This window comes from Paenibacillus sp. J22P165 (assembly GCF_059692015.1).
On sequence record NZ_JCAUAP010000007.1, the window covers coordinates 244183 to 262115 of the forward strand.

Annotated in this window: 17 protein-coding genes; all 17 read right to left on the minus strand. The window is 42.7% G+C overall.

All coding sequences use genetic code 11. The features are described from left to right. Positions 1 to 66 precede the first annotated feature (66 nt). A complete protein-coding gene (gene pgsA, locus AC58QM_RS18500) occupies positions 67 to 651 on the minus strand; it encodes a CDP-diacylglycerol--glycerol-3-phosphate 3-phosphatidyltransferase (RefSeq protein ID WP_056625118.1) in 585 nt (194 codons plus the stop codon). Next, entirely contained in the window at positions 648 to 1976 is a 1329-nt protein-coding gene (rimO, locus tag AC58QM_RS18505) for a 30S ribosomal protein S12 methylthiotransferase RimO (protein ID WP_497286385.1), read from the minus strand. Before rimO ends, pgsA begins: the two co-directional genes overlap by 4 nt. Positions 1977 to 2104: 128 nt before the next feature. After that, a complete protein-coding gene (locus AC58QM_RS18510) occupies positions 2105 to 2596 on the minus strand; it encodes a YajQ family cyclic di-GMP-binding protein (RefSeq protein ID WP_056625112.1) in 492 nt (163 codons plus the stop codon). 146 nt (positions 2597 to 2742) lie between these two features. Beyond that, a complete protein-coding gene (locus AC58QM_RS18515; RefSeq protein WP_497286386.1) occupies positions 2743 to 3618 on the minus strand; it encodes a helix-turn-helix domain-containing protein in 876 nt (291 codons plus the stop codon). Between the two features lie 51 nt (positions 3619 to 3669). Then, positions 3670 to 4413: a DUF3388 domain-containing protein gene (locus AC58QM_RS18520; RefSeq protein ID WP_397341162.1), complete on the minus strand. Its 744-nt coding sequence runs from the start codon at positions 4411 to 4413 to the stop codon at positions 3670 to 3672. Between the two features lie 144 nt (positions 4414 to 4557). Then, positions 4558 to 5439, minus strand: coding sequence for a hypothetical protein (locus tag AC58QM_RS18525; RefSeq protein ID WP_497286387.1), 882 nt, complete (start codon positions 5437 to 5439; stop codon positions 4558 to 4560). A 60-nt stretch (positions 5440 to 5499) separates the two neighbouring features. Continuing rightward, complete coding sequence (locus AC58QM_RS18530; protein WP_068662524.1) at positions 5500 to 5751, minus strand: DUF3243 domain-containing protein; 252 nt, start codon at positions 5749 to 5751, stop codon at positions 5500 to 5502. 104 nt (positions 5752 to 5855) lie between these two features. Then, positions 5856 to 6611: an elongation factor P 5-aminopentanone reductase gene (ymfI, locus tag AC58QM_RS18535; RefSeq protein ID WP_497286388.1), complete on the minus strand. Its 756-nt coding sequence runs from the start codon at positions 6609 to 6611 to the stop codon at positions 5856 to 5858. Further along, positions 6608 to 7897 carry an EF-P 5-aminopentanol modification-associated protein YfmH gene (gene yfmH / locus AC58QM_RS18540; RefSeq protein WP_497286389.1) on the minus strand — a complete coding sequence of 430 codons (1290 nt, stop codon included), beginning with the start codon at positions 7895 to 7897 and terminating at the stop codon, positions 6608 to 6610. The genes ymfI and yfmH overlap by 4 nt, the downstream gene beginning before the upstream one ends. A 3-nt stretch (positions 7898 to 7900) precedes the next feature. After that, positions 7901 to 9181 (minus strand): EF-P 5-aminopentanol modification-associated protein YfmF, encoded by a 1281-nt coding sequence (gene yfmF / locus AC58QM_RS18545; RefSeq protein WP_497286390.1) that lies wholly within the window; start codon positions 9179 to 9181, stop codon positions 7901 to 7903. A gap of 101 nt (positions 9182 to 9282) precedes the next feature. Further along, entirely contained in the window at positions 9283 to 10071 is a 789-nt protein-coding gene (sleB, locus tag AC58QM_RS18550; RefSeq protein ID WP_497286391.1) for a spore cortex-lytic enzyme, read from the minus strand. 117 nt (positions 10072 to 10188) lie between these two features. After that, positions 10189 to 12750, minus strand: coding sequence for a DNA translocase FtsK (locus AC58QM_RS18555; protein ID WP_497286392.1), 2562 nt, complete (start codon positions 12748 to 12750; stop codon positions 10189 to 10191). Between the two features lie 63 nt (positions 12751 to 12813). Then, positions 12814 to 13053 carry a YlzJ-like family protein gene (locus AC58QM_RS18560; protein WP_497286393.1) on the minus strand — a complete coding sequence of 80 codons (240 nt, stop codon included), beginning with the start codon at positions 13051 to 13053 and terminating at the stop codon, positions 12814 to 12816. Continuing rightward, on the minus strand, positions 13050 to 13784 hold the full coding sequence (locus AC58QM_RS18565; RefSeq protein WP_497286611.1) for a ClpP family protease: 735 nt from the start codon (positions 13782 to 13784) through the stop codon (positions 13050 to 13052). Before AC58QM_RS18565 ends, AC58QM_RS18560 begins: the two co-directional genes overlap by 4 nt. Positions 13785 to 13957: 173 nt before the next feature. Further along, positions 13958 to 15634: a ribonuclease J gene (locus AC58QM_RS18570; protein ID WP_310500268.1), complete on the minus strand. Its 1677-nt coding sequence runs from the start codon at positions 15632 to 15634 to the stop codon at positions 13958 to 13960. 171 nt (positions 15635 to 15805) lie between these two features. Continuing rightward, positions 15806 to 16669 carry a 4-hydroxy-tetrahydrodipicolinate synthase gene (gene dapA / locus AC58QM_RS18575; protein ID WP_310500269.1) on the minus strand — a complete coding sequence of 288 codons (864 nt, stop codon included), beginning with the start codon at positions 16667 to 16669 and terminating at the stop codon, positions 15806 to 15808. Between the two features lie 27 nt (positions 16670 to 16696). After that, positions 16697 to 17914 (minus strand): aspartate kinase, encoded by a 1218-nt coding sequence (gene dapG, locus AC58QM_RS18580; protein WP_497286394.1) that lies wholly within the window; start codon positions 17912 to 17914, stop codon positions 16697 to 16699. Positions 17915 to 17933: the final 19 nt, after the last annotated feature.

Consider the following 17933-nt stretch of genomic DNA (forward strand, 5'->3'; position numbering starts at 1 on the left):
TTAAATTGAGAAAACCTCTAACGTAATCGCTCGTTACCGAACGACCGCATATAGAGGCAGTTTGTATTATGATTTTTCCGAAAAATCTATGACATGCTTATTTTTCACAAAATATTCCACACCTGAATAAACGGTAATAATTGCTGCAGCCCAACTCGCTATTACATCAAAGGGAAAGTCTAGAAACGTAAATGGAAAATTATTAATTAGCAGTGCAATGATGGCTGTAATCTGAGCCGCCGTCTTCGCCTTACCCCATTTGCTGGCCGCCATGACAGTACCCTCTAAGAGGGCAATTTGACGAAGTCCAGTTACTGCCCATTCTCTGCTAATAATGACAATAACAATCCATGCATCAACTTTATCCATTTCTACTAATGAAACAAGTACAGCGGTAACAAGCAGCTTGTCTGCCAAAGGATCCAGCAATTTGCCCAAATTCGTGACAAGATTACGTTTCCTAGCAATGTAACCATCTAAGCTATCTGTACTCGCAGCAATAATAAAAATTAAAGCAGCAATAATTTGATTATACGTTATGCTAAACTCCTCTATCCGTATCTGAGGAAATTTTACCTTAATCAACAAAAAGAACATGATAATAGGTACTAATAAAATTCTCGCTACGGTGATGCGGTTAGCTAAGTTCATGCAATTACCTCCCCGGATAAGTCAAACTCATAGGAGTGGGTAATACGAACCTTCGCAAGTTCACCAATATTCAATTTCGCATTCGATACGAATACTTCACCATCAATTTCAGGCGCGTCAAATTGGGAACGACCGATGTAAACGTCACTTCTGCCATCATATCTTTCGATAAGCACGTCAATTTCTTGACCGATTCGGCGACCGCCACGGATATTTGAAATTTCACGTTGAATTTCCATAATCGCATTAGCACGGTATTCTTTCACATCATCCGGCACTTGATCCGGCAGTCTTGCTGCTGGTGTATCATCTTCCTTGGAGTAAGCAAACACACCAAGACGATCGAACTGAACATCGCGCACGAATTGTTTCAAGTTCTCAAAATCTTGTTCAGTTTCACCTGGGAAACCAACAATTAGTGACGTACGCAAGGCAACATCCGGAATGGACTCACGGATTTTACGAACGAGTTCGCGTGTATCCTTCTGGCGACCTGGTCTGCGCATACGTTTAAGAATAGAATCTTCACTATGTTGTAAAGGCATATCAATGTATTTGCACACTTTAGGATTCGTAGCCATCACTTCAATCAGTTCATCACTGAAGAAGCCTGGGTATGCATAGTGCAGTCGCACCCACTCAATACCTTCAACTTCACTTACTTTGTTAAGCAACGTTGGCAGCATGAAGCGATCATAGAGATCTGTACCATAGTTCGTCGAATCTTGAGCGATTAAACTGACTTCTTTAACCCCTTGTGCGGCAAGATTCGCTACTTCTGCAACGACAGATTCAATACTTCTGCTTTTGAAGCTGCCACGCATAATTGGAATAGAACAGAAAGTACAAGCGTTATCGCAGCCTTCCGCAATTTTCACGTAGGCCGTATAACGAGGTGTTGTCATCAATCTTGGCAGGTCAGCGTCATAGTTAAATACCGGATTCCCTACTAGAACCGGTTTCTTTCCTCTAAGCGCTTCATCCACTATGTGATTAATTTTATCAAAATCACCCGTACCGACAATGCCATCAATCTCAGGCATTTCATCCATTAACTGCTTTTTGTATCGTTGTGTTAAACAGCCCGAAACAATAAGTGCCTTGAGATTCGCCGTTTGTTTCAGTTCTGCCATGTCCAAAATTGTATTTACGGATTCTTCTTTTGCTGCATCAATGAACCCGCAAGTGTTCACGATAATGACTGTGGCATCTTCCTTGTTATCAACAAGTTGAAAACCACGGCCATGAATTAAGCCAGACATAATCTCGGAATCGACCAAATTCTTCTCACATCCGAGAGTAACTACTTTAACCTTTTCTGTCATGAAAGAAACAACCTCCAATAGTCCTAAAAAACACTCCCTACCAGTATAATACAAGCCTAATGGGGTGTCAAAATGTAAAAACCCCCTGCATCCAGGGGGTTTTCCGTACATGAACCTTATTTTCCAGCTTATTTCATATTAACAAACTGCAAATCCAAGGGAATATCTGCTTTCCGAAGCAAAGCAATAACGGCCTGTAAATCGTCACGACTCTTGCCAGTTACGCGGATTTGATCACCTTGAATTTGAGTTTTCACCTTCAATTTTGAATCGCGAATCAATATGTTAATTTTCTTGGAGTTGTCTTGATCAACACCTTGTTTCATGCTGATCTTCTGTCTTACAGTGGAACCAGCGGCTGGTTCTACCTTGGAATATTCGAGATTTTTAATCGAGATTCCGCGCTTTGTCATTTTTGCATGCATAATATCGAGGACGTTCTGAAGCTTAAACTCATCATCTGAAGTGACAACAAGCTGATCTTTGTCTAGTTTAATGCTGCTTTTACTGCCTTTAAAGTCAAAACGGGTTAACATCTCTTTCTCCGCTTGTTGAATCGCATTATTTAGTTCTTGCATATCTACTTTGGATACAATATCAAACGAACTCTCTGAACTCATCTACATCCCAACATCCCTTCCATCAAATTACATTAGCATTATAGCAAGAACACATAAAAAAGGAAATATCCAACCGCCAATGGCTTTGAATATTTCCCTTACTAGCTATTTTAATTACCCGGGAAAGCGCAGGAACTGCCAAATTGCTAGCTTTTTTGCAAATTCAGTTGAACCCGCTTCGGATTCGGCGTATCTCCAACAGGAACGAGTGTGCCATTGACCATGAGCTGCAACGCGCTAGCTGCGCCAACATTTAAGTAAGCTGAACTTGCTAAATCAAATGTATCCGTGTCGCCAGCGTTATACAGCTTCTGCCTCAGCAAAGCTCCCTTTTCACCCTCAGGCGTTAAAGCATTTACAGCGATCCAACAAGATCCAGTTATTTTAAATTGGATATTTAAATTACCCGTTCCAGAAATGATGTAGTTATCTACACCCTTTTCCGTAGCGCTGAATTTCACTTGAACCGCAGGTGGTGTAGGTGTTGGAGCCGGTGTAGGCGTCGGCGTTGCGATAGCCGTTGCTTTACCATCCCCTGTTGCATTCATCGATGTGCTCGGCAAAGGATTCGTCGAATCTGTAATGCGCGGCGATTGCGTTTGGGCTGGCTTCTCATCCGCTGGCGTTCCCTTATAATTCTTGTAGGTATAGTAGTAAACGATCCCGAAAATAAGCAAAATAAAACAGACAAACATAAGGCTGGATGCCCAGCGGCTCATCTTTTCTGTATTGCGAACACTTGATCTATTCTTACGAATCGCTTCGACAACAGGCTTCTCAATCGTAGGGGCTGGAAGCGTCGACTGATACATATTCAGAACTTCATTCGGATCAAGTCCCAAGGCTTCCGCATAGCTTTTGATAAAAGCTCTCACATAGAAGCTCCCAGGCAATACCTTGTAGTTTCCTTCTTCTATCGCTTCTAGATAGCGTTTGCGGATCTTGGTTACTTCCTGAAGATCATCCAGCGATATCTTTTTTTCCAGACGTGTTTTGCGCAAAATATAGCCTAAGTCAGACATATGGTCACCTCCCCGACGGAATTATGAATCCTGTTATTGACGTTTGAAATGCTAAAAAGGTTCGGACGTGTACGTAAATGAATCATAGTTAATTTCTTCATCCGGGCTATTCCGAAGCTCAATAATATAATCGAAATGATTATAGGTGTATTCCGATTCACGAATAAAAATGTCTGGATGCTCGATTACTTTTGTTGAAGGGAGACCCATAATTTCTTGCAAAAGGCTGTAATGCTTTTCATTGGACCGAATCGTCGAAACAATCCCATCAATAATATAAACATTGTTTGGGGCCATTTCATCCTCAGAAAGCTGGCTGCGAACTGTTTGTCTTAGTAGTGTGGAAGATACGAAGGTCCAACGCTTATTCGCGCATACACTGCCGGCGATAATTGACTCCGTTTTACCAACACGAGGCATACCACGTAGTCCTACAACTTGATTACCCTCGCGCTTAAAGATCTCACCAAGAAAATCAACTAATAAGCCTAACTCGTCTCGCGTAAACCGAAACGTCTTACGATCATCGGAGTCGCGTTCAATGTACCTGCCATGACGGACAGCCAGTATGTCAACTAATTTAGGGGGTCTCAAAGCAGTAATAGTAATATTATCTACTTTTCTCAACATTTTACCCATTAAATCAATTTTTTCTTCATCGTTCGTTTGTAGAAGCATACCACGTGTACGATCTTCAACCCCATTAATCGTCACAATGTTAATATCCAGCATCCCCATTAATGAAGCTATATCTCCTAATAACCCCGGACGGTTCTTGTGAATCTTATACTCCATATACCATTCTTTAACGTCCAATTCTTCCACCTCATCATCATCTCTGTCACACATATCTGTAATTAAACTACTCAGTTTATGTCCGTTTAATTAATTTCTACAAATTCCGCCAATTTCCTTCTCTTAAACCTCACATGACAGACATTATTTCATTTTTAGTTCTTTTAGCTCTTGTGCATTATAAGTTTGGACACCTTTTTGCCAAGCATGCGTTTTCATCATCGCTAATCGGTTATCCAAAACTTGCTGCCAGTTGAGATCAGCCGTTAGCGCACCCGTATAATCCAATACCGATACACCTAGGTTTTTGGCTCTCTGAAGCTGATCTTCCTCAACGGGGCTATAAAAGACGACCCAAGTTGCGTGATGTTGACGAACTTGAAAAGTCAATTGCTGAAACCATTGCGTGTTGTTTAGCAACACAATGTGGTCCGCTTCTTCTGAAGGTGCCCATACAGATGGGATCGGACGATCAGGTTGCGTCACCCATTCAATAACTGTATTTTGAAAAACGAGATTCTGTAACGCGTTGTTCTTCAACGTTTCCATCTGTTGCGGATCTAATTGGAGCACAGCAGCTTGCTCGTTCACTGTACTTGCGCCTCCCCCTGCAAACGGCTGACTTTGCAAAAATGTCCATTTGCTCGCAGATAGACCTAAGGCCATCGTTTCATTGGCTGAAGGGAACAGCTCGTTTCCAACCACATATATGTAATCATATGATTTCGTTTTCAACTTTGAAACCACATTATCATCCAGCGCATTCAAATCTTTCACCCAATCATAAGCGATTGAGTTCGCATCTCGCCAGCTCTTAAGGGCTTGACCTATGGCTTCTTTCGCGGGCGGTGTTAGCCCTGCACTTGATAGCATGAGAACAGACATTTTCTGATCTAGAAGCTCTTGTTTAATGGCGGGAATTCCGCGATTGCCGCAACTTGCGAGTAAAGATGATAAGAGGATTAAAATTAGTATGAGTCGTTTTTTGTGCATAAAGTGATAATTCCTTTCCAGCTTATAAAGCATGCAAAAGCCTCCGAAAGAGGAGGCTTTCACATCATACCCTATTGAATTGTAAAACGGTTATTAGCCTTTGTCTACTAATTTTACCATGAGGCGAGCAAGAGTATGCTTTTCCTGTTCATCCCCAGCATCCCACAACTCTTTGAGAACTCGTTCTTGCTCATTTTGAGGATCAACCTTGTTTGCCAAGAACTCCCCAATTTGAAAAGCCAGCTTGGAGATGGTTTCATCACTCATCCCTGCATGTCCAGCCTGACTCACGCGTTCAGCCAAAAACTCTTTCCATTTGTCGAACACCTTAAGTACAGTAGCCATTGTAAGAAGCCTCCTTTGAGTTATGAGAAATGGTCATTACATACGTAATATGCGCTTCTCAAAACGGAATTATGCGTGGGCTTCATTGCCATGGATTCCTGTCCCTAAGTAAGCCAGCCTCCATTAGGTGAGATGATTTGACCTGTAATATAACCTGATTCAGGTAGGGCTAAGAAATAAACGAGAGAGGCTACCTCATGCGGTGACGCAAGCCGTCCAACAGGAATTTCGTTGGTAATTGCATCGAGTTCCTCAGCCTGAAAACCAGCCATCATATCCGTCTGGACAGCCCCAGGTGCTACGGCATTCACCGTAACACCGGATGGAGCTAGTTCTTTAGCCAAAGCTTTGGTAAAGGCATTAAGGCCGCCCTTGGCTGTTGAATATAATACCTCACAAGACGCACCTGAGATTCCCCATATCGAGGAAACATTGATGATTCTCCCGTACTTTTGTTGCACCATTGCTGCCATAAATGCTTGTGTACAAAGAAAAGAACCTTTTAGATTAACATTCATGACGCGATCCCAATCCTCTTCCGTCACATCGGCGAGCATCCCATAATGAGAGATCCCTGCATTATTCACGATGATGTCCGGAATCATATTCATCTGAGCGAGCTTATCTTTCATTTTAAGAATTTGCTCATGTGATTGAATATCCGCCGATACGGTTAACACAGTTGCTCCTTGCTTCATACACGATCGAGCAATTTCATTTGCAGCTTCATGTGAGTCACGATAATGAATCACAATCTGCATGCCTACCGCGGCAAATCGTTGCGCAATCGCAGCACCGATTCCCCTACTTGCCCCGGTAATTAATACGGTTTGTTCACTAAATGGTTTTGCAAACGTCACGTTGTTTCACGACTCTGTACAATAGATACTGCGAGCTTACTCCAATCAAAATGCTCACGGAATCGACGATTCACATCTTCCAGAGTTAGCTGCTCATAAACCGGCAAAATATCAAAGAGATCGATCCCTTTAAAACGATATTTGGTATATTCATTTGCAATGGATTCAGGGGAATTCATCATTCGTAGGAAGCTGCCAATCTTTTTCTTCCGACTGCGTTCGAAGGTAACCTCATCGAGCCCGTTTGCTTTTCTTTTTTCAACCTCTTCACGGATTCTGGCAATTAATTGTTCTGGATCCTTCGTATCGCCGCCAACAATGGAAAATGCGTAACCATCACTACAGTTGTATTCATGGCCAAAATTATCCGAAATAAGCTGATCATCGTAAAGCGTTTGATACATTTCCGAGCTCGAGCTAAATAAAATATCTAACATTAATTTCGTTGTCAGTTCTCGTACCAATAGAGGTTTGCCTGTCACTGCTGGGGCCGTTTCCTTGAAGCCCATTAAGCATTTTGGCAGCGAAACTGGAAGTAAAATAAGCCTGCGGGATTCCTTGACCTCGACCGGCTCTTCAGGGAAGAACCTTTGAATCTCGCCTTGTGGCGGGAACGTTTTGGCAGCCTGATTCTCTTTAACTAAGCTAATAACCTCTTGCGGGTCTACGCCTCCTACAACGAACAGACTCATGTTGCTCGGATGATAGAACGTGTTGTAACACTCATATAATGTTTCTTTGGTAATTTCGGCAATAGATGCAACGGTTCCCGCAATATCAATGTGAATGGGATGCTTTGAATATAAGGATTCAATTAATCCATAATAGCTTCTCCAGTCCGCATTGTCCTCGTACATCTTAATTTCTTGCCCAATAATCCCTTTTTCCTTTTCAACATTCTCGTCAGTAAAATAAGGATTTTGCACGAAATTAATTAATGTCGTTAAATTTTCCAAATAGCGGTCTGTCGATGAAAATAAGTAAGCCGTCCGATCAAAGCTTGTAAATGCATTAGCTGATGCACCATTGGTTGCAAAAGTTGCAAAAATGTCTCCCTCGGGTTCCTCGAACATTTTGTGCTCTAAGAAATGCGCAATACCATCCGGTACTCGCACTTCATCTTTACCTTGAACTTGAAAATGGTTATCAATAGAACCATATTGTGTTGTAAATGTTGCATACGTTTTTTGGAAACCTTCTTTGGGTAACACGAACACATGCAGCCCATTATCAAGCTTTTCATGATAAATGGTTTCGCCGAGATGTGGATATGGAATACTCTGCATGGTCTACTCCCCCTTCTGATCCCGTAAAAAGTATATCGTGTCCAATTGAACTCGTTTAGCCGCTTCTGCAATAGCAGGAATATCGACTTGTTCGACCGCTGAGATCAGGCCTGCGACCGTACGTTCTTTCCCAGACAAAATCGCATTAAAATCAAAGGAAATCAACTCAAAGGCGGAATCTTGAATCTCACGTAATTGATTGGAAATCATAGCTCTCGTTTGACTCCATTCAATATCAGTAATTTCTCCTTGTTCCATCGCTTTCAATTGTTTACGAATGATATCAACGGCTTTCTCATAGTTCGCCATCTCAATACCCGATTGAATTGTTAAAATGCCTTTATGCCCATCAAAACGTGAAGAAGCATAATACGCGAGACTCGCTTTCTCACGAACATTGGTAAATAGTTTGGAATGTGGATATCCACCAAGTACACCGTTATACATAAGTGCAACAGGATATTGTTCATCACTGTACGAAATGTTCGTGCGTAGACCCATGTTCAACTTACCTTGATTAACATCCAATCGTTCAACAATCGTCTTCACATCACCTGTCACGCCGCGCGGTGCCGAGGTTACATAGCCAACATCCGCATTTCGCTCGATAGCGAACGATTGCTTCACAATTTCTTCTACTTCGCTTAGCGTTGTGTTACCAACGACATAGATGTCCATTGGTGAGGTTTGAAGCCATTCTTTATATTGTTCGTATAGCTGCTTCGCATTCATACCGTCGAGATCTTCAATTTTACCTAAAGGATGAAGTCGGTATGGCTCCCCGCTGCACATTTCTTCCATACAACGTTCGGCCGCATACCGGATTTTATCATTGATGACGGATTCAATTCGTTTCCGAAGTGTTTGCTTCTCGGCATCTACATATTTATTACGAAAATGCTGATCTTCTAATGCAGGGCGCGTTAATGTCTCTCCCACAAATTCCAGTCCTTGCTTCAACAAGGAATGAGCTGATTTGACGAAGCGATCATTGATAATATCCATTCGTAACTGAACAATTTGATAGTCGCCACGTTTATAGATATCAAAACCAAACCCTGCACCGTATAAATCATCTAAATACTCCCGAAATTGCTTCGTTTCAGGACGTAGCTCTGTACCTCTGCGAAGGATAAAAGGTGTTACTGCGGTACTTGTGACCGTCTCCTCATCTAGTTGACGTCCTATGTATACAGAAATAGCAAATGTTTTGAAACGGTCTGTCGGCAAAACATGCATTCGGATATGCTTCCAACTGCTTCGCTCAAATTGAGTAGGCTTCAAAGGTCAGTCTCCCTTCTATGTCCGTGTAATAAATCCATTATATTCCTATACGAAGAGGAGAAGCAACCAATGCCGGTCCCTTCTCCTTGTCCAACTTTAAATTACACACAGAAAATGTGTTTACCGATTTTTTTAATTTGTTTTCGAGTCCAAATCCACTTGGACGTTGCTGTTTCTGGATTAAAATAATAGATACAACCACCTGTAGGGTCTAGGCCATTCAAGGCATCTTTTACGGCTTTTTTGGATGATTCATCCGGTGTTAACCATATTTGACCATCGGCTACGGCTGTGAAAGCACCAGGTTGGAAAATAACACCAGATACAGTATTCGGGAAACTTGCCGATTTCACTCGGTTTAAGATGACGGCTGCTACCGCAACTTGCCCAATGAATGGCTCACCGCGCGCTTCACCATGGACGGCATTCGCCATTAGATTGATATCTTGCTCGGAATATCCAAGATTATTGGATGGCGTTAAATTAGCTGGTTGTGAATCAGAACCTGCGGTTCCCTTATTGTTAGCACCTTGGTTAGCGTTGTTCCCTGTCTCAGCCGCTGTTGGCTTCCAGCTTTTCGTTGCTTCCCACAACTTCAATTTCGTTTTCGGACCAACAATCCCATCTACCTTCATGCCAAACTCACCTTGGAATCGCTTCACGGCTGTTAATGTCTTGTACCCATAATCACCGTCGACGCCGCCACTATAAAAGCCTATAAACTTCAATCTGCCTTGTAGTTCATATACATCTGAACCCGTAGCACCATACCGCACTTCATTTTTACTAAAAGTTTCTTCCGTCGGTGGATGCAATCTGCCCTTTAATTGAAAAGCTACCACCAAGACAAAGACGATACAAAATGTAATGACAATTAGTCGTTTATTCATTCCCCTACTCATCCTCACTTTTCAAATTACAGCCTTTTCTTGCTTATTATGAGAAAGCGAGTCAATGATTATACAAATAAAAACACTCTCCATTGGAGAGTGTTTGTCTTAGACGGATTAAGAACTAATCCGATTATGATGATATTGTTCTAGGGAGATGAGTACTTCACGCGGTTTACTGCCTTCATAAGGCCCTACAACCCCTTTGGCCTCCATAGCATCAACCAATCTTGCTGCACGGGTGTAACCGACTCTCATGCGCCGTTGTAGCAAGGAAACCGAAGCTTGCTTCGCTTCCAACACTATCTGTACAGCTTGATCGTAGAGCTCGTCCTCAAATTCATTCTGTTGCTCCGGCATTTCCTCAACTTGAGGAACAAGTTCCTCACGATAATTGGCTTGTTCTTGCGTTCGTACGAAGCCAACAACCTGTTCAACTTCACCATCCGAGAGGAATGCCCCTTGGATACGAACCGGCTTGGAAGCTCCGACAGGTAAGTAAAGCATATCCCCGCGCCCTAACAGCTTCTCTGCTCCTACCATATCCAGAATCGTCCGTGAATCCACTTGCGATGACACACCGAATGCGATACGGGAAGGAATGTTCGCTTTGATAACACCTGTAATTACGTCAACAGACGGACGTTGTGTCGCAATAATCAAATGAATCCCAGCAGCCCGAGCCATCTGTGCAAGACGACAAATCGAATCTTCCACATCATTGGCAGCTACCATCATGAGATCTGCTAACTCATCGACAATAATGACATAGTAAGGCAACGGAGCAGCTGTTCCACTTTCAACAAGCATCGCATTGTAACCTTCAATATTTCGTGTCCCGCTTTTGGAGAATAACTCATACCTCTTCTCCATCTCGACAACGATTTTCTTGAGTGCTAGGGATGCACGCCGCGGATCCGTAACTACAGGCGCTAGTAGATGCGGAATACCATTGTATACGTTCAACTCAACCATCTTCGGATCGATCATGAGGAATTTCACTTCATTGGGTTTAGCTTTGTACAGAATGCTAGTGATAATCCCATTGATACAAACAGATTTACCAGAACCGGTAGCACCCGCAACGAGTAAATGTGGCATCCTAGCCAAATTACCTACGATCGGTTGTCCAGAGATATCTCGTCCAAGCACTACGGATAAACGTGAGCTAGATTCTTGAAAAGCAGATGTTTCCATGACTTCACGCATAGTAACAATGGATACTTCTAAGTTCGGCACCTCGATACCAATTGCAGATTTACCTGGTATGGGTGCTTCCATTCGAATATCCTTGGCTGCAAGTGCTAACGCGATATCATCGGTCAATGACACAATTCTACTAACCTTCACACCAACATCCGGTTGGATTTCATATCGGGTTACTGCAGGCCCTCTAACTACTTCAAGCACCTTCGCTCGAACGCCAAAGCTTTCTAATGTGGCTTCAAGTTTCCTTGCATTTGCCTTATAGTCCGCCATCTCACTTCCCTTACCTAAAGCAGGTCTAGCTAGTAAGTCAAGCGACGGGATATCATATGGCCGAGACGCAATAACAGGGATTTCCTCTTGAAATTCCAGCGTTATCGGTTCATTCTCATCACCTTCAACACGTGTCGCTGCAGAAGAAGTCGGAACGATAGGTGTCAAGGGAGCTGAAGTTGCTGAAGGTCTAACAGCTTGCTGAGCCTCTTGAATAACTTGTTCTTGAAAATCACGAATAATCGGAGCACCTGGTTGATCACCAGCATTATGTATCGGTTCAGCTGTTTGTTGAACCGTGTTCGAGTATACAACTTCTTCCTCGATCACTTCATCCACTGAATTTGACAATGGATCTTCAATATCATCTTGTTCTCTAGCTGCTGCTTTCTTACGGCTCTCTTTGATCGGACGCAAGAGTTCCATAAACAATGGCGATTTTTTCGCCTTCTTCACAGGTTGGAAAACCTCTTCGTCAAACTCATCATCGACAGGAACATAAGCCGGTTTCTTCGCTTTACTTGCTGGTGCTCCTGCTGTAGCGGTTTGCGGTTGACGTCCTTCTCGGTCCTGCAACCATTCTTTCATTCTGTCTTTAAAATTTTGACCAACATTACTAAAACGGCCCTTCACGATATTACCTAAATCCACATAAGAAACACCTGTCGCGAGAATAAATCCCATCACAAAAAGCATATATTGGATCAATCTGGCACCAAGGTAATCAAACAAGAAATACAGTATACTGTATAAAAATGCGCCTACCATTCCTCCACCAATGCCATGTTCTAATGAAGCCCTACCTGCTTCCGTTGGGTGCAGTCCATCTAACATGGCCGACCAAGTCGAAGAAATGACTTTACCTGATGTGAAATCATTGTTAGGGTACAACTGAGCGAATAAATCGATATGATTCTTGATTAATAATCCAAGAATAAATAACAAAATGCCCGCTTTCTTGGGAGTAATCATTTGCGGCCAAGCACGTTTAATCATCGCATACAATGCCACATAAATGAAAATGAGTGGGATGAGCGAATACCAAGTCCCCACAAAAAAACGAAACAAATAAATCAAAGAATTCCCCACATGACCTTGGTGTGCAAGTGCAATCACTGAGAAAATCAAGATGAGGATTCCATATAACTCAAATAATAAGCTTGTCTTAACAGCCTTCGTTTTTTTCCTGCGTTTTGCCAAGATTGTCACCCCCAAGTCCACATTATACCATATTTGACTCGAGGGATGATACGGGAACAGAACCTACCTATTTGAAATAGCTTCAATTTGCGGTCGATAAGAAATGAGAGTGCCTGGTGCATATTGCTCATTCAAATAGTCTTGTGGATTGCAGCTATATAGCCTTACAATACGCGCTTGATACCCGCTTAATAGCTCAATTTGCATCATGAAGCCATCCTGCTCAATATCTAAAAATTGAGGCGTATACGTATCGAAGCCATCAAATATGACTTCCATTGGAATGACTGAATAATGGATCATTGAACAAGTCCCCCGGAGTTCGCTGCTTTCTTAGCTTCAATCCGGCTATTCAACTCCCTTATCGCATCACCAATACCTCCCACTTGATTGATTAAACCATACTTAACGGCATCGATCCCAATTACCGTTGTGCCGATATCTCTTGTGAGTTCCCCTGTCTTAAACATGAGCTCTTTAAATTTTTCTTCCGTAACATTGGAATGTTTCGTAACAAATCTAACAACGCGTTCTTGCATTTTATCTAAATATTCAAAAGTTTGCGGTACACCGATCACCAAGCCGTTCAATCGAATTGGATGAATGGTCATGGTCGCTGTTTCTGCGATGATCGAGTAGTCCGCAGAGACGGCAATCGGAACGCCGATACTATGTCCACCACCCAGAACCAAGGCAATCGTTGGCTTCGATAACGTCGCGATCATTTCAGCGATAGCTAACCCTGCTTCCACATCGCCACCTACGGTGTTTAATATGATCATTACACCTTCAATTTTAGAATTTTGCTCGGCGGCTACGAGTTGTGGAATTAGGTGCTCATATTTGGTCGTTTTATTCTGAGGTGGTAGCACGATATGTCCTTCTACCTGCCCGATTATCGTCAGACAAAAAATATTGGATTCACCCGAAACCGTATTCGTTTGTCCTAATTGTTGGATATTTTCGAGAACGGCATTTTTCTTGGCTTCCTCTGTTCCTTGTTCTTGTTCCTTTGAGCCCGGTGCTGATGCCACTTCATAATCCCCTTTCAATTTATGCTTCACATACAAGCTGTTCAAGATCTCCCATAGTATGAATAAACTTGTAGACTTTCATGCATACTTCACATTGCGGCAACAAGAAAAAGCTCCCTCCAATTGGAGAGAGCTTTACTATTTGCATAGGCTCAAGTGACTTGTTCGAGTACCTAAACTTCCATAATGATAGGAAGAATCATTGGTCTTCTTCTGGTTTGTTCATATAAAAAGCGTCCGAGAACATCTTTCACGTTTGTTTTTAAAGATGCCCATTCATTTACATTTTCATTCATAAGTTTTGTTAACGTATTTGTTACGATACGATTGGCTTCTTCGAGAAGTCCTTCGGATTCACGAACATAAACAAATCCGCGTGAAATAATATCCGGGCCAGACAAAATTTTGCCATCTTGTTTACTTAATGTAACCACGACAACTAAAATCCCATCTTGCGACAGTAATTTACGGTCACGCAATACAATGTTGCCTACATCCCCTACACCGAGTCCATCAATTAGGATATTGCCGCTTTGAACTTTGGATCCTTTGCGAGCAGCACCATTTTGAATTTCAACGGTATCACCAATATCGCACATAAAAATATCTTCTTTAGGAATGCCGACAGATTCGGCAAGGATAGCATGTTGACGCAGCATGCGATATTCGCCATGAATTGGAATAAAGTATTTAGGCTTCATCAGGTTCAGCATCAGCTTTAATTCTTCCTGACTTCCGTGACCTGAAACGTGAACACCTGTTACGGATCCCGGTCCGTAAATTACGTGGGCACCAATGCGCATAAGCTCATCGACCGTTCTGCCAACGTAACGCTCATTTCCTGGAATCGGAGTTGCCGCAATAATAACCGTATCCCCTGGTAAAATATCAATTTTACGATGGGTAGAACGTGCCATTCTTGTTAGAGCAGACATCGGTTCGCCTTGGCTACCTGTAGAAAGGATAACGACACGGTCAGCTGCAAGTTTATTAACTTCCTCTGGCTCAATCAACATGCCATCTGGAATGTGCAGATAACCTAACTCGCTAGCGATTGATACAACGTTAACCATACTGCGACCAATAACTGTCACTTTGCGATTCGTTGCTGCTGCTGCATCAAACACCTGTTGAACACGGTGAATATTGGATGCAAAAGTCGCAATAACAACTCTTTGCTTCGCTTTACGAAACACTTCTTCAATCTCAATCCCTACGCCGCGCTCAGAGCCCGTGTAGCCAGGACGTTCTGCATTCGTACTGTCTGAAAGCAAGGCAAGAACGCCTTTCTTTCCGATCTCAGCCATACGATGCAAATCTGCATATTGTTCATTAACAGGCGTTTGATCAAACTTGAAATCTCCTGTATGAACAACAACACCTTCTGGCGTATCAAGAGCGACACCCACAGAATCCGGAATACTATGATTGGTTTTAAAGAAAGTTGCCGTAAGAACGCCCAGTGGAAGGACAGATTCCGAATTGATTAGAATGCGGTTTGTCGTTCCGAGCAAGTTAGCTTCCTTCAGCTTAGCTTCGATAAGTCCCATCGTTAACTTCGTAGCATAGAGGGGAACGTTAAGGTGTTTAAGCACGTAAGGTAAGCCACCAATGTGATCCTCATGGCCGTGAGTGATGATGATGCCGCGTACTTTATCCCGATTCTCTGTTAAGTACCCGATATCTGGTATGACAATGTCAATCCCGAGCATGTCCTCCTCAGGAAATTTCAAACCACTGTCAATGACAATAATATCGTTCGCATACTGAACGCAATACATATTTTTTCCGATTTCGCCCACGCCGCCAAGAGCGAAGATCAAAAGTTTATCAATATTTTTTTTGGACAAGAATATACCTCCTTCATAGATTGGACGACGAATTTTAAATGAAAAAACCGAACTAGTCACTTGCAACCATTATACATGAAAAAAAACAGCAAATACAAGTCAATACTGAATACGTTTAGATTTCCCAAAAAAAGAAAACCGATGCCGGAAGCACCGATTCATTAGGCATGATCATACAAAAAGTGATTGAATGAATTGTCCTTCTTGCTCGGATACACGAACTAACGGAAGTCGCACGCCACCTGTTTCAATACCTTTGAGCGCAAGAGCATGCTTAATTGGAGCAGGACTCGGTGCACAGAAAATACCAGTGAATACAGGATGAAGCTTACGATGAAGCTCTGCAGCTTGCTGGATGTTGCCTTCTAGATAATACTTTATCATAGTTTGCATTTCTTTTCCAATCACATGACTCGCAACGCTGATAATTCCTTCACAACCAATAGCCAATGCAGGCAATGTGTTGCTATCATCGCCGCTATAGACGAGGAAATTAGGAGCAGCATGCGTAAGTATACGTGTCATTTGATCCGTATTCGAGCAATCTTTGGTTGCCACGATATTCGGGATTTGGGAAAGTCGGATCGTTGTGTCCGCATCCAGGTTCACACCTGCTCGGCCAGGCACATTGTAAAGCACAATAGGAGTCTTCACAGCTTCAGCGACAGCTTTGAAATGCTGATACAACCCTTCCTGTGACGGACGATTGTAGTAAGGCGTAACAAGAAGCAGCGCATCCACGCCTAGTTGTTCAACTTTGCGCGAAAAAGCGATCGTGTGTGCTGTATCATTGCTTCCAGTACCTGCAATTATTTTACAACGTCCCGCTGCTACACGAACGGATAGTTCAATAAGTCGCAGCTTTTCATCTTCCGAAAGGGTAGGCGACTCCCCTGTCGTCCCACAGATCACAAGACCATCTGAATGTTGTTCTTCAATTAAATAATTAATTAATGGCTCTACTTGATCCCAGTTGACCTGTAATTGCTCGTCAAATGGTGTAACCATTGCCGTGACTACTCTTCCAAAACTCACTGGTACGCCTCCTGACTTTCTCAAAAATTATTTAAATAAATTAAATTTACGATGAAGGGCTCGAACCGATTTGATCATATCGACACCTTGAACAAGCACCCAGATGGTTGTGTTCGAATCCGCAGATTGCAGAATCCGAATATCCTCCACCGTTAATGCTTCAACAATGTGCGCCATAATGCCTGGTACACCATTCATTCCGCCACCAATCACGGAAACCTTCGCACAACCACTCGTAAACTTAGGCTCGTAGCCTTGCGTCTTAAGTAAATGAACTGCACGTTCAGCTTCGTGATCGAAGACTGTATATACAACGCCTGAGGGGTTCACATTAATAAAATCAACACTAATCTGATGCTGTGCCATCGTTTTGAATACACGAAGTTGAAGATCAAATTCTCCATCGACAGCTGCAACCTGGATCTGTGTAATATTCGTGAAATGAGCTATCCCCGTAACAAAGCGATCTTTAACATGGTTACTATCCGCTGTTGTGGTATCGGTTGCAGTAACTAATGTTCCTTCTTCTTTAGTGAAGGTTGACCTAACACGAATAGGGATATTCGCTTGCATAGCAACTTCTACTGCTCGAGGATGAATGACTTTCGCACCGTTATGCGCCATGTTGCATATCTCACTAAAGCTTACGCGCTGTAGAGGCTTAGCATCATCAACAATTCTTGGATCCGCTGTCAAAATACCATTAACATCCGTGAAGATATCAACAATCTCTGCCTTTAAAGCAGCGCCAAGTGCTGTTGCTGATGTATCACTGCCACCGCGGCCCAATGTTGTTAACTCATCCTGACTCGTTTTACCTTGGAAACCAGTTACAATCACAACTTGGTCTTGATCTAATAATTCAAGGATCCGGTTGGGCTTCATCGCGATAATTTGAGCATTTCCATGGTTCTCATTCGTGATAAGACCTGCTTGCCCACCCGTCAAAACGGTAGAACGAATTCCTGTTTTGTTCAATAAACTACACAAAAGCACTGCAGAAATTAATTCTCCGCAGCCCATTAACATATCGAGTTCCCGCGCCGGCAGTCCTTCTCCGTTCTTACGAACAAGATCTAGAAGCGTGTCAGTCGCATAAGGCTCCCCTTTTCTTCCCATCGCAGATACAACAACAACTAGTTTATAATGTTGAATTAGTGCGTCTTGAATATGTCCAATAACGTGTTCTCTAGCTTGTGCGGTGGAAAGCGAAGTACCTCCAAATTTTTGGACTAGAATTCGCATGAGTTTCCCCCATTTTCAC

What these genes read in the sequence shown, in the direction of transcription:
- pgsA (WP_056625118.1), bottom strand. Translation starts at nt 651, where the DNA reads ATGAACTTAGCTAACCGCATCACCGTAGCGAGAATTTTATTAGTACCT.
- AC58QM_RS18510 (WP_056625112.1), bottom strand. Translation starts at nt 2,596, where the DNA reads ATGAGTTCAGAGAGTTCGTTTGATATTGTATCCAAAGTAGATATGCAA.
- AC58QM_RS18515 (WP_497286386.1), bottom strand. Translation starts at nt 3,618, where the DNA reads ATGTCTGACTTAGGCTATATTTTGCGCAAAACACGTCTGGAAAAAAAG.
- dapG (WP_497286394.1), bottom strand. Translation starts at nt 17,914, where the DNA reads ATGCGAATTCTAGTCCAAAAATTTGGAGGTACTTCGCTTTCCACCGCA.
- rimO (WP_497286385.1), bottom strand. Translation starts at nt 1,976, where the DNA reads ATGACAGAAAAGGTTAAAGTAGTTACTCTCGGATGTGAGAAGAATTTG.
- AC58QM_RS18560 (WP_497286393.1), bottom strand. Translation starts at nt 13,053, where the DNA reads ATGATCCATTATTCAGTCATTCCAATGGAAGTCATATTTGATGGCTTC.
- yfmH (WP_497286389.1), bottom strand. Translation starts at nt 7,897, where the DNA reads ATGCAGAGTATTCCATATCCACATCTCGGCGAAACCATTTATCATGAA.
- AC58QM_RS18520 (WP_397341162.1), bottom strand. Translation starts at nt 4,413, where the DNA reads ATGGAGTATAAGATTCACAAGAACCGTCCGGGGTTATTAGGAGATATA.
- sleB (WP_497286391.1), bottom strand. Translation starts at nt 10,071, where the DNA reads ATGAATAAACGACTAATTGTCATTACATTTTGTATCGTCTTTGTCTTG.
- AC58QM_RS18530 (WP_068662524.1), bottom strand. Translation starts at nt 5,751, where the DNA reads ATGGCTACTGTACTTAAGGTGTTCGACAAATGGAAAGAGTTTTTGGCT.
- AC58QM_RS18525 (WP_497286387.1), bottom strand. Translation starts at nt 5,439, where the DNA reads ATGCTTTATAAGCTGGAAAGGAATTATCACTTTATGCACAAAAAACGA.